The sequence below is a fragment of the Anaerospora hongkongensis genome (assembly GCF_004339805.1).
GTDB classification, from domain to species: Bacteria; Bacillota; Negativicutes; order Sporomusales; family DSM-15969; genus Anaerospora; species Anaerospora hongkongensis.
On record NZ_SLUI01000002.1, the window covers coordinates 39835 to 52146 of the forward strand.

Consider the following 12312-nt stretch of genomic DNA (forward strand, 5'->3'; position numbering starts at 1 on the left):
CGCTATTCCTCCATCAGCTTAAATAAAGCCTGCCCTTTGTGCAGAATTTCCTGGTATTCCGTTCGCGGCACCGAATCATATACAATCCCGGCTCCCGTTCGTATGCTGGCCTGCTTTCCTTGGATGGCCAGCGTGCGGATTGTAATGCATGTATCCATATTTCCACTAAAATCAAGGTATCCCACTGCTCCGGCATAAGGCCCCCGGCAGTCACCTTCCAGTTCATGAATAATCTCCATCGCCCTAACCTTAGGAGCCCCGCTGACCGTGCCGGCCGGGAAGCAAGCCTGCAAAACATCCAGAGCAGTATAGCCTTTAGCCAGCTGTCCGGACACTGCCGATACAATATGCATAACATGCGAGAACAGCTCCACGTCCATATACCGGTCAACCGTAACCGTACCTGGAGCGCTGATCCTGCCAATGTCATTTCTGCCCAGGTCTACCAGCATAGCATGTTCAGCCCGTTCTTTTTCATCAGCCAGCAGTTCTGCAGCCAGCTGGCTGTCTTGTTCCTTCGTACGGCCCCGCGGACGTGTTCCGGCTATCGGGCAGGTATATACCTTGCCTGATTCCACTTTCACCAGCATTTCCGGCGAAGCGCCCACCAGCTTATTAGTCCCAAAGTTGAGATAAAACATATACGGCGACGGATTGACCTGCCGCAGCCGGCGATAGAGATTAAAGGGATGGTTAACCAGAGGCACGGAAAATTCCTGGGACAATACAATTTGAAAAGCTTCACCGGCAGCAATATACTCTTTAGCCTTAGCTACCATTGCCATATACTGTCTGGCAGCTTCCGAATCAACTGCTGGAAGCTGGAATGGAGCTTGGCGGGACTGATAAGGAGCATCAGCTAAGATAACCGGCTGGGTGCTCTGGATTGTACCGACAATCCGTTCTATCTCCGTCACAGCCTTTGCATAGCTTTCAGCCGCACTTTCTGGCTCTGTAACAGCTGCTAAATAGACGATCTTCAAGGTATGCTTCAAATGATCAAGAATAATAATGACTCTGCAAAACAGCAGCTGCACCAGTTCCAAATCGTCCGGCAGCCGGTACCCGCGCACCCGCTCCATCGTTGCAATCAGATCGTAGGCAAAATACCCTACGCCTCCCCCCATAAACGGAGCTGGCTCCGGCAAAGGGCTGACAGAAAACCCGGCCATAAACTGACGCAGAAGATCCAGCGGCTTTCCCTTACTTGTTGTTTTTGCCCCGTTTTCCAAAATCAGTTCACTTGCCTCACTGCGACCGGTGAACTCGGCAAAAGGCTGCAGCCCAATAAAGGAATACCGACCAAAGTTCTTACCGCTTTCTGCACTTTCCAGCATAAATCCCCGGTCCTCGCCAACCAGTTTGAGATAAAGCGAAATAGGCGTTTCCAGATCGGCAGACAGCTCGGCCATAACCGCAACCGTGTTATATTGCCGGGCTGCACTGCTAAATTCCGGTAAGGAAGGGTATACCTTCAAGGCGATTCCCTCCCCTCATCCAAAGCGCTGCGTAATGCTCCGACAAATTCGCTGACTGCCGGAACCCCTTCATTCATTAACAGCTCCATAACCGCACTGCCAACAATAACCGCATCGGCATAACGGGCTGCATTGCGGGCAGCCTCCGGACTGCCTATGCCAAAGCCTATAGCAGCAGGAATGGACGAGTACTGCCGCACCTGCCCGATTACCTCAGCAACAGGACAGTAATCAATGTCCCGGATGCCGGTCACACCCGTACTGGACACGCAGTATATAAAACCGCTGGACTTGCTGCATATGGCGGCAATCCGCTCACCTGTTGAGGTGGGCGCTGCCAGTTGAATGGTATCCAGGCTGTTCGCGTGGCACGCTGCGGCAATAAGCTCACTTTCTTCCACCGGCAAATCAGGAACAATAATCCCATTCAGACCGGCTTCGCTGAAATCCCGGGCAAAGCGGTCAACGCCGTACTGCAATACCGTATTTACATAGGTCATAACAACTAACGGCACCTGGCACTGCTGCCGAATGCTGCGAATCAGTTCAACCGTCCTGGCAGTCGTTGCACCAGCTTGCAGCGCCAGGGCAGCCGCTTTTTGAATAACCGGTCCGTCAGCCATGGGATCGGAAAAAGGCAGGCCGATTTCAATCACATCTGCCCCAGCCTCAGCCGCCGCCAAAACAGCTTTACCAGTTATCTCGTAATCGGGGCAGCCTGCGGTAAGATACACAATTAAGCCTTTACGCTTTGCATTCCGTAAGTCTTCTAACGTTTTAGCCAGCTTCATCCGATTTTCCCCTCCATTAACTGTGCCGCCATTTGCACATCTTTATCGCCGCGTCCGGACAGACAAACTACTACCGTTTCACCCGGCAGCGTTTGCGGCATAAGCTGTTCCAGGTAAGCCAGGGCATGAGAGCTTTCCAGGGCCGGGATGATCCCTTCCAGCAGGGAAAGCCGCTGAAAGGCTGCCAAAGCTTCGTCATCCGTGATCGCTGTATAGGTAACCAAACCGGCATCCTTAAAGTAAGCATGCTCCGGCCCTACTCCGGGATAATCCAGTCCTGCCGAGACCGAATAGGCAGGAATGACCTGACCATCCGCATCCTGCAGCAGATAGCTCAGCGCTCCGTGGAGCACGCCCGGCCTCCCTTGGGTGAGGGATGCCGAATGCTCCCCTGTTGTTAAGCCTTTTCCGGCAGCCTCGACGCCGATTTTCTTTGCTTTGGCTTCATTGCGGAAAGGATAGAACAAGCCCATGGCATTACTGCCGCCCCCTACGCAGGCCACCAGATAATCAGGAATTGCTCCTGTCATAACCTGTGACTGGGCTTTTAGTTCTTCCCCGATAATTGCCTGAAAGTCACGGACAATCATCGGGTAAGGATGAGGACCGACTACTGAGCCGATGATATAATGGGTATTCTCTACATGAGTGACCCAGTCGCGGATTGCCTCACTGGTAGCATCCTTCAGCGTTCCCGTGCCGCTTGTTACCGGTCTCACCTCGGCTCCCAGCAGGCGCATGCGAAATACATTCAGGGCCTGCCGCTGCATATCTTCTTCTCCCATATATACCGTGCACTTGAGGCCAAAAAGAGCGCAAACGGTTGCTGTTGCCACGCCGTGCTGCCCTGCTCCCGTTTCGGCAACAATCCTTTTCTTGCCCATAGCTTTAGCCAGGATTGCCTGCCCTAAGGCATTATTAATCTTGTGTGCTCCGGTGTGAAGCAAATCTTCCCGCTTTAAATAAATATTGGCTCTGCCATAATGTTTTGTCAGGTTTTCGGCATAATACAGCCGGGTTGGCCGCCCCGCATACTCACATAGCACCTTTTTAAATTCCTGTTGAAACCCGTCATCCGCTTTAAGCCTGGTATAGCATGCCTCTAATTCCAGCAATGCAGGCATAACTGTCTCCGGAACAAAGCGCCCACCGAATTGACCAAAGCGACCTTTACTATTTGGCATTTGTTATTCCTCCCTGTAAGCTAAGTTCCCGAACCTTTAGGGCAATGTCCTGTGCCGTAACCAGCCCTTCCCCCACCAATACTCCCCGGATACCGGCACGCTGTAAGGCAGCTGCCGTTTCCCGGGAGTGAATGCCGCTTTCACTGATAAACAGCCGGTCGGCTGCACAATACGGCAGCAGTTCGAAGGTATTCTCCACGTTGGTTGTAAAAGTAGTTAAGTTGCGATTATTAATTCCAATCACAGCTGCCGGAGTCTGCTGCACCCGTTTTAACTCTTCCCTGCTATGCACTTCTACCAGGCAGTCCAGTCCGATTTGCCGGGCAGTTGCCAAGTACTGCTGCACTTGAGCGTCGGTTAAAATAGCGGCAATCAGCAGCACGGCATCTGCCCCCAGCAGTCTGGCCTGGTAAAGCTGATACTCATCTACGATAAAGTCCTTGCGTAATACCGGCAGGCTGCTTACTTGCCTGACTTCGCCAATATGCTGGTCAGTACCGCAGAAATGGCTGTCGGTGAGTACCGATAAAGCCGCCGCCCCCTCGTTATCATAGATCCGGGCCAATTCTCCAACGGTACGCTCCGAGAGCCTGCCTTTCACAGGCGAAGCCAGCTTGCACTCGGCAATCAAGCTCCAGCTCTTGCCTGTTAAAGCTTTTGAAAAAGCCATTGTGCCGGGAACAACCTGCTTGATGAGCTTTCCCAGTGGCAGCTGCAGTTTATCACGTTTTACTTCCTCTTTTTTATGCGCTGCGATTCGTTCAAGCATATCGCTCCTCCTCCCTTCGGACAGTACTGATAAATTCCCTTATCTTAACGGCATTTTTGGTACCGTTCACTTCTACCCCGCTGGAAACATCCACTCCGTCCGGTGCTAACAGGCGCATAGCTTCCTCTACATTATCCGCATGAAGCCCGCCGGCAACCAGCAGCGGCTTAGTAATCTGCTGCCTGATTTGCTGAAACTCAGTCCAGGCAAAGGGTACACCTGCTCCGCCAAATTGCTGCTCAGAAAAGCCGTCAACCAACAGCCACTGCGCAGGAAAAGCGTTGACCTCTTCTGCTGAAAAAGCGCCAGGCTTTATCGCTTTGATCACCGGCAGCTGCAGCGTACGGCAGTAGTCTGCACTTTCCTCCCCATGGAGCTGGATATAGTCCAGCTTGCATTGACTGGCGATCTCCTGTACCTCGGCTAGTGGTGCATTCACAAATACGCCTACCTTGCTAATGTCCGGTACCTGACGGCTGATCTCCCGGGCATTAGCTTTGTCTATCCGCCTCTGGCTGTTGGCAAAGACAAAACCGATCCAATCAGCACCGGACGCCTGGGCCGCTTCGGCCATCGCAATTGATGTAATACCGCAAATCTTTATGATAATGCTAATTCCTCCTCTCGATAGCTCTGGGTCAACTGCTGCAATTCGGTTAATTTCGCATAGGCAGCCCCGCTATCCAGACTTTTAGCAGCGATGGCCACACCTTCTGCCAGCGTTTCGGCCTTACCGCCAACGACCAAAGCTGCTGCCGCATTTACCAGCACCACATCCCTTCTCGGTCCCGGCTCGCCCTGCAGCACACCACGCAGTAAAGCTGCATTATCCATAGGGGAACCGCCACGGTATGCCTTCTGATCACACAGAGTAAACCCCAGTTCTTCCGGATAGATGACATATGACTTCATCTCGCCATTTTGTACTTCCACCACCTGAGTCGGAGCAGCGGTGGAAATCTCATCAAGACCGTCAAGGCTGTGCACCACCATCGCCCGCTGTATGCCCAGATTGATTAGGGCCTCTGCTACTTTACCGGCGGCAGCTGCTTCATAGACTCCGATCAACTGCCGCTCGGCCCCTGCCGGATTGGTAAGCGGCCCCAGGAGATTAAAAACAGTACGGAAGCCTAGCTCCTGCCGCGGCCTGGCGGCATGCTTCATGGCCTGGTGAAATACCGGCGCGTACAAAAAACCAATGCCGATATTCTCTATCGCCTGGGCCACAGCTTCAGGGGAGAGGTCGACTTTGACACCCAACGCAGTCAATACGTCCGCACTGCCACACGAGCTGGAAATACCACGGTTACCGTGCTTTGCCACGGCAATTCCGGCGCCTGCCGCCACAAAGGCGGTAGCAGTGGAGATATTAAAAGTCCCTTTGCCGTCACCCCCTGTACCGCAAGTATCAAGCAAGTCCTGTCTGCCGCACGTAATACGCAGCGAATGCTGCCGCATTGCTGCAGCAAAGCCTGCGATCTCACTGCCGGAAATTCCCTTTAACCTAAGCGCTGTAAGAAAGGACCCGATCTGCGCCTGGCTGGCTTGCCCTGACATAATGATTCCCATCGCCTGTTCTGCCTGAGCGGCAGAGAAATCCTGGCCTCCCAGCAAGTGAGCCAAATAGTCTTTTAACATTTCCTTTCCTCCTTATATGGGAAAATCTTATATTGGAAATAAAAAAAACCACTTCGCCCCCAACAAGGGGCGAAATGGTTCGCGGTACCACCCTACTTTAGAAACTGCTTTGTTTTCATGAATTGAGGCAAAATAAAAAACCATTCCACCCAAAGGGGCGAAATGGTTCGCGATACCACCCTAATTCAGAAAACACAGCGTTTTCTCTTTTTCAGGTACGGGAAACTACTCCGATACCCTAGCCATTATAACGGTGGCACCCGGCCTCTCCTACTAGAAAACGTTCGGGAGGCAGCTCACAGGACCATTCGATATACGCTTTTGGCTGGTCATCACACCTCCGGCTGTCCGGTCACCAGCTCGCTGAGCAAAAGCGGCTATATGTACTCTTCCCGTTCATCGCTTGTAGCTATTTGCTCTAATTGTATAGCCATGATATTACACTGTCAAGTATATTTTACACCAAAAGAAGAAAAAAGTTACATTAAAATCAATAACAACTGCAAATCCTGCTACCAGAAGCGCTGTGCTTTTTCGGCAATGCCGGCAGCATTCTTAACACTCATAGCTTTTCGCCACTCGGCGGGAAACAGCTTTTTATAGCGTCTCTCAGCAAAACGTTCATCAATCAGCAAGACCAGTCCCCGGTCGTATTCGGTGCGAATGACACGCCCTGCCGCCTGCAGGACTTTATTCATGCCAGGATAAACATACGCATAGTCAAAACCCGGCTGTTGATTCTTTGTAAACCATTCGCGGATAATTTCCCTTTCCAGACAAACCTGCGGCAGGCCAACCCCGACAATAACCGCTCCCACTAGGCGCTCACCGGTCAAATCAATGCCTTCCCCGAATATCCCGCCTAATACCACAAACCCTACCAGCGTCTCCTGGTTTTCAACAGCAAACTGCTGCAGAAACTCAGACCGCTCCGCTTCCGTCATCCCGCTGACCTGGCGAATTACCTTGACCGGCAACTCTTTGGCACAAAAGCGTCCGGCCACTTCCTCCAGATACCGGTAGGACGGCAAAAAGACCAGATAATTTCCTGTTCTGGCTCCAGTCATTGCCGCTATCCTGTCTACAATTTCGTCATAAGTCTGATCCCGCATTTTATAAGTGGTACTGACTGTATCGGCGATATACAGTCCCAAATGATCGGGAGAAAAGGGGGAAGCCACCGCTAGTTTGCCGTCACCGTCCTCGCCTCCCACCATTGCAAAGAAATAATCGAGCGGCGTCAGCGTAGCCGAAAAAAAGACTGCCGCCCTGCCCCGTGCCGAAACCTGCCGCAGCAGTTCGGCCGGATTCACACAAAACAGCTTCAGCCGGACATCTTTCTCGATCTTCTCTGCATAGGTTACATATCGCTCATCATACATTTCCGCTGTCCGTAAAAAAGCAAACACCTGAAAATACAGTTCTAAGAGCGCCTCGCGAAAATCAGTCTGCTCATTTTGCGACAGCCATTTTTCCGCTTGGGAAGCAAAATTCCGCAGCAGCGGCAACAGGGCGTCCGGTGCAGCCTCCTGTATCCAGGCGGCTGACTGCCCGGCTCGCGGCGTTTCCACACAATCTTTTCCAGTCTCCAGCAGGAAGGCATTTATCTTTCCGGCCGCTTTTGCCAGCCGGGGCAGTTTCTTCATGACTGCTTTGCGAATAGCAAGAAAATCCTGCTTGCTGATTTCAGCAGAGAACATGTCCCGCGCCCGGTCAATCAGGTTATGGGCCTCATCGACCAGCAGGCAGTACGCACTGTCGTTATCCTGAAAAAAGCGTTTTAAATAAACAGCAGGGTCAAATACATAATTATAATCGCAAATGACGGCATCGGCCCATACTGCCAAATCCAGGGTAAATTCAAAGGGGCACAGCTGATGCTCCCGGGCCTGCTGCTCAATATTCTCACGGGTAAGGTTCTCTAAGCGCCAGCAGGCACTCAGCGCCGGACCAATGCGGTCATAGTAGCCCTTCGCATAGGGACATTCGTCAGGCGTACAGGCCGCGCCGGGCATAAAACAGATCTTCTCTTTTGCCGTTATCGTTACGGTTTTGCACTGTAAGCCGCTTGCGCGCAGCCTGGCAAAAACCTCTTCCGCCAGCCGGCGGGTTACGGTCTTGGCAGTCAAAAAGAACAGCTTCTCAATATGGCCCAGCCCCATTGCTTTAATGGCTGGAAAAATAGTGGCGATGGTTTTTCCCGTGCCGGTAGGTGCCTGAGCGCACAGCCTGCGTCCTTCAACAAGCGCCTTATACACAGCAACTGCCAGCTGCCGCTGCCCCTGGCGAAACTGCGGGAAAGGAAATTCCAACTCCTGCGCAGTTCGGTCACGAACGGCAATCCATTCGGCAACCTGCTTCGCCCATGCTGCATATTGATCCACAAGCTGAGTGAAAAACTGCGCCAGCTCAGTAAAGGAAAATGTCTGCTCGAAGAATTTTAGTTCCAGCGTGACCGCCTGGCAATAGGAAATCCGCACATTCATATCCGTAAGCTCATGCTGCAGGGCATAGATATAGGCATAACATTTAGCCTGCGCCCAGTGCAGCGGATTGTGACCTGCTTCGATCGTTTCCAGTTCGGCAGTCGTTGACTTAATTTCATCTATCGTCACCTGTAGCGTGCCATTTTCCTTGGTACCCGTTATCACGCCATCGGCCCGGCCGCCGATATGCAGCGCCAGATCCTCCCGCTCTACTTCTATAGACAGGCTGACTTCCGCTTCATATTCCGCGCCTTGCGCCTGTTGAATCTTCCGGTGAATTTTACCGCCATCTACCATGCGCGAACTGCTGGTAAAAGCCGCTACCAGATCGCCGGAGCGCAGTACAAATTCAACTAAATTCCTTACGGAAATCTTAATGATTCTGTTAACAGCCATATTTTTCTTACCCTTCGCTCTGTAGATCTTTCTATTAGCATACTATCACGAACAAACGTTCAGAGCAAGAAAGGGAATAATTGTATGGCACTTGAAATTTTTTCTAGATTAAGGTTATGATAGCGTTATAAACGTTAGGAGGCCTTACTCATGAACAGGCTAACCATTCTACCGATACAATTTACCGCTGGCGGCCTACCCAATACCATCTATCCTGTCATCGTAAGTGATGAAGCTGAGATGGTGCTAATTGACTGTGGTTATCCCGGCTTTTTCCCCTTGCTGACAAGCACAGCGGCAGCAGAAGGTTTGGACTGCAGTAAGCTAACCAAAATCATTATTACCCATCATGACTATGACCACATGGGCGCCCTGGCAGAATTCAAGCAAGCTTATCCCCATTTGCAGGTAATTGCCTCCTGTGAAGACGAGCCATATATCAGCGGCAAACTCAAATCCCTGCGCCTGCAGCAGGCCGAAGACCTCTACCCCACATTGCCGGAAGAGCAAAGAGACTTTGCCAGAAGCTTTCAACAGAAGCTGCAGGAAGTAAAGCACGCTGCTGTCGATTGGTGCGTATGCGACAAAACATATCTTGACTGCTGCGGCGGTATCGAAATCGTTGCCACTCCAGGCCATATGCCCGGACACATTTCCCTTTATCTGCATAACGATAAGACTTTGATTAGCGGCGATGCCCTGACAATGGAGAATAACAACCTCGCGATGGCCAATCCGCAGTACACATTGGATATGGCTACCGCTAAAGAATCTATTAAAAAGCTGCTCACTTATGATATCGAGCAAATCATCTGCTACCACGGCGGCAGTTATACCGGCAACTGTAGAGCGGCCTTACAGCGCCTTGTACGTTAAGTTAATCCAAAAAGGGACTGCTTTGCTTAACAGCAAAGCAGTCCCTTACTTTTTAAAGTCTAATACTTATCGTCAATTACACCTTGAATTTGCCGATAATCTGCGTCAGCTCTTCGGCGAGGTTAGCCAGTGCCTGGCTGGCAGCTGCAATCTCCTGGGCTGATGCCGACTGCTCTTCTGTCACGGAAGAAACGGTCTGTGTATGCGCTCCGGTTTCTTCACTTACTTGACGGATATCATTCACGGAAGCAACAATCTGCCTGCTATCAGCCGCTGCCTGCTTAACAACACCGGATATATCCTGTACCTGCGTGGAAACCTGCCCGACATATGCAGCGATTTCCTGAAATGCCTGCCCGGCCTGATTGACGACAACAGATCCGGCAGCAGCAACCCGGGTGCCCTCATTCATAGCAATAACTGCATTATCCGTATCACGCTGAATTTCACCGATCAGTGCGGCAATCTGCTTGGCGGCCTGCTGGGATTGTTCGGCAAGCTTACGCACCTCTTCTGCCACTACGGCAAATCCTCTGCCTTGCTCCCCCGCCCGTGCAGCCTCTATGGCCGCATTTAAGGCTAGCAGATTAGTCTGCCCGGCAATACCGGCAATGGTATCAATGATCTGCCCGATTTCCTGAGAGCGCTCACCCAGCTTGGCCACAACTCTAGCTGATTTTGTTACTGCTTCATCAATACCGGCCATTTGATCAACAGCCTGTTCAATTGCCTTACGGCCATTTTGTGTTGAGTCAGCCGCCTTGCCTGTAGTACCTGCAACTGTGTCAGTATTAGCCGCGGCCTGTCTGATTTCAGCCGCAATATTCTCAGCAACTGACGCGGCTGACGCTACGGCTGTCAGCTGACGGTCTGCACCGGCAGCAACCTGGGTAATTGTCGCAGCTACCTGATTGGAAGCCTGCGCCGCTTCTGCAGCACTTGCCGACAGCTGCTGAGTGGAAGCAGCCATCGTGCCTGCCGAGTTCAGTACCTGCACCATAATCTGGCGCAAATCAGCCAGAAACCGGTTTACTGCCTTTGCCAGCTCACCAATCTCATCCCGGCTCGTCACCTGAATGGTCTGCGTCAAATCACCGCCGCTTTCGGCCAGTTTAATCAGCTCATCGTGCAGAATATCAATGGGCTTGACAATCAATCGGGCAATCAAGATCCCGGCTAACGTACCGGCAAGCACAGCCCCTATCGCTACTCCGATAATGACAATGACCAGAAACCCGGCCCGCTGTTCGGCAGCCGCAATTCTTTCTGCCATTGTTGCCTCTTGTATTTTTACCAGTTCGTTAAAGCTCGTTTCTAAAGACTTGCGTGTTTGTCTGCCTTCATTAAAAGACAGTTGTTTAGCCTCTTGCGCTTTCCCTTTCATATATAAATCAATCACGGCAAAGTTGATGGTTGTAAAGTCCGAATGGGCCTTATCAATCTTGTCAAGCAATTGCTGCTCCTGGTCGGTATCGCTCAGTTTTTTCAGCAGCCCAAGCCGCTTTTTAACATTCTCCGACTTTTCGCTGATTTCTTTTTGAAACTCAAGATTGCCAGTAAGTAAAAATCCGCGTTCGTCATTGGCCTGTCCGGTAAAATAGTACTGGATTTCCCGCAGCTCAACGATCGTAAATTCTTCTTCTTTAATAATGGTCTGATACCGGTCTTTGATATGATCAAATCCATAGATTGCCGCCACAGCTACCACTGCGCTCAATAAGCCGACAAGCAGGTAGCCCAGTATGAGTTTTGTTTTGATCTTCAACGAAAAAGCCTCCTGAAGTAGTGTTAATCCTGGTAAATATTGTGCAAAAATTACTGCGCGCTCCAGCCGCCGTCTACCGTCATCACCTGACCGGTCATATAGTTTGCTGCTGCTGACGCCAGATAAACAACAGCGCCCTGCATATCCTCCACATTTCCCAGCCGTTTGGCGGCAGTCTTGCCGACTAAATAGTGACGGACTTTTTCATTTTTCAATTCTTCAGCATTGATTGCTGTTTCCACATAACCAGGGCACAAGGCGTTAACCTGAATATGATAACGTGCCCATTCCAAAGCGAGGGCTTTGGTCATTTGAATGACCCCGCCTTTGGCGGCACAATAAGGAGCTACCAATTTCTCGCCGACTAAGCCTAAAATGGAAGATACATTGATAATTTTACCGTGGTTTTGTTTGATCATCTCCCGGCCAACTGCCTGACAGCAGAAAAAGACCCCTTTTAGGTCCAGGTTTACTACATGATCCCAGTCCGCTTCCGTTACATCCTCAGCCCGCCGGGTCAGCGCATTACCCGCATTATTGACGAGAATATCAATCACCGGAAAGACTTCCAGTGTTTTCGCCACCAATTGTTGAATATCGGCTAGCTTGGTTAGATCTGCCGGTACGGCCAGCGTTTTCACGCCTAGCGCCGCAATTTCAGCCGCCGCCTGTTCACATTCAGCGCCATTGCGGCTGACAACCACAATATTTGCCCCCGCCTGGGCCAGCCCCTCAGCCAACCCACGGCCAATGCCGCGCGTTGCTCCAGTCACAATAGCAACTTTCCCCGTAAGATCGAAAGCAGGCAGCATGTCGGATACCTCCTAATTGTACAAGCTAGCACTATTATAAGCCAGATTGCCCATAATTACCAGGAGGTACGGAAAAAGGGGACAGTCCCCTTTTTCCGTGTTTCGCCCCAAATCTAA

General features: G+C 51.3%; 10 protein-coding genes and 1 other annotated feature. Of the genes, 1 reads left to right on the forward strand and 9 read right to left on the reverse strand.

Translation table 11 applies throughout. The features are described 5' to 3' along the window. Positions 1-2: 2 nt before the first annotated feature. From trpE to EV210_RS02675, 7 genes are all read right to left on the reverse strand, one after another. Positions 3-1478: an anthranilate synthase component I gene (trpE, locus tag EV210_RS02645; protein ID WP_132075230.1), complete on the reverse strand. Its 1476-nt coding sequence runs from the start codon at positions 1476-1478 to the stop codon at positions 3-5. Further along, the gene (gene trpA / locus EV210_RS02650; RefSeq protein WP_132075233.1) at positions 1475-2269 is read right to left on the reverse strand and encodes a tryptophan synthase subunit alpha; all 795 of its coding nucleotides are present in this window, start codon (positions 2267-2269) and stop codon (positions 1475-1477) included. Before trpA ends, trpE begins: the two co-directional genes overlap by 4 nt. Further along, on the reverse strand, positions 2266-3453 hold the full coding sequence (gene trpB / locus EV210_RS02655) for a tryptophan synthase subunit beta (RefSeq protein WP_132075236.1): 1188 nt from the start codon (positions 3451-3453) through the stop codon (positions 2266-2268). Before trpB ends, trpA begins: the two co-directional genes overlap by 4 nt. Next, positions 3443-4222 (reverse strand): indole-3-glycerol phosphate synthase TrpC, encoded by a 780-nt coding sequence (trpC, locus tag EV210_RS02660; protein ID WP_132075239.1) that lies wholly within the window; start codon positions 4220-4222, stop codon positions 3443-3445. The genes trpB and trpC overlap by 11 nt, the downstream gene beginning before the upstream one ends. Next, positions 4215-4796, reverse strand: a complete 582-nt coding sequence (locus tag EV210_RS02665) for a phosphoribosylanthranilate isomerase (protein WP_243650407.1) — start codon at positions 4794-4796, stop codon at positions 4215-4217. Before EV210_RS02665 ends, trpC begins: the two co-directional genes overlap by 8 nt. Before the next feature lie 26 nt (positions 4797-4822). After that, the gene (gene trpD, locus EV210_RS02670) at positions 4823-5860 is read right to left on the reverse strand and encodes an anthranilate phosphoribosyltransferase (protein WP_132075245.1); all 1038 of its coding nucleotides are present in this window, start codon (positions 5858-5860) and stop codon (positions 4823-4825) included. Between the two features lie 150 nt (positions 5861-6010). Further along, positions 6011-6269: a binding site (T-box leader), on the reverse strand. Positions 6270-6372: 103 nt separating this feature from the next. Beyond that, positions 6373-8742, reverse strand: a complete 2370-nt coding sequence (locus EV210_RS02675; protein ID WP_132075248.1) for an ATP-dependent DNA helicase — start codon at positions 8740-8742, stop codon at positions 6373-6375. Positions 8743-8892: 150 nt separating this feature from the next. Between EV210_RS02675 and EV210_RS02680 the strand changes: the two genes are divergently transcribed. After that, positions 8893-9618: an MBL fold metallo-hydrolase gene (locus tag EV210_RS02680; RefSeq protein WP_132075251.1), complete on the forward strand. Its 726-nt coding sequence runs from the start codon at positions 8893-8895 to the stop codon at positions 9616-9618. A gap of 76 nt (positions 9619-9694) precedes the next feature. On the opposite strand, the gene EV210_RS02685 is transcribed toward EV210_RS02680, so the two are convergent. Both EV210_RS02685 and EV210_RS02690 read right to left on the reverse strand, forming a co-directional pair. After that, positions 9695-11383, reverse strand: coding sequence for a methyl-accepting chemotaxis protein (locus EV210_RS02685; RefSeq protein ID WP_132075254.1), 1689 nt, complete (start codon positions 11381-11383; stop codon positions 9695-9697). Positions 11384-11433: 50 nt separating this feature from the next. Continuing rightward, positions 11434-12195, reverse strand: a complete 762-nt coding sequence (locus EV210_RS02690; RefSeq protein WP_132075258.1) for an SDR family NAD(P)-dependent oxidoreductase — start codon at positions 12193-12195, stop codon at positions 11434-11436. Between the last annotated feature and the right edge of the window lie 117 nt (positions 12196-12312).

Excerpts from the sequence above, each read along its gene's own strand:
- EV210_RS02680 (WP_132075251.1), top strand. The coding sequence starts at position 8,893 with ATGAACAGGCTAACCATTCTACCGATACAATTTACCGCTGGCGGCCTA.
- EV210_RS02690 (WP_132075258.1), bottom strand. The coding sequence starts at position 12,195 with ATGCTGCCTGCTTTCGATCTTACGGGGAAAGTTGCTATTGTGACTGGA.
- trpA (WP_132075233.1), bottom strand. The coding sequence starts at position 2,269 with ATGAAGCTGGCTAAAACGTTAGAAGACTTACGGAATGCAAAGCGTAAA.
- EV210_RS02675 (WP_132075248.1), bottom strand. The coding sequence starts at position 8,742 with ATGGCTGTTAACAGAATCATTAAGATTTCCGTAAGGAATTTAGTTGAA.
- trpD (WP_132075245.1), bottom strand. The coding sequence starts at position 5,860 with ATGTTAAAAGACTATTTGGCTCACTTGCTGGGAGGCCAGGATTTCTCT.
- trpB (WP_132075236.1), bottom strand. The coding sequence starts at position 3,453 with ATGCCAAATAGTAAAGGTCGCTTTGGTCAATTCGGTGGGCGCTTTGTT.
- EV210_RS02665 (WP_243650407.1), bottom strand. The coding sequence starts at position 4,796 with ATGGCCGAAGCGGCCCAGGCGTCCGGTGCTGATTGGATCGGTTTTGTC.
- trpC (WP_132075239.1), bottom strand. The coding sequence starts at position 4,222 with ATGCTTGAACGAATCGCAGCGCATAAAAAAGAGGAAGTAAAACGTGAT.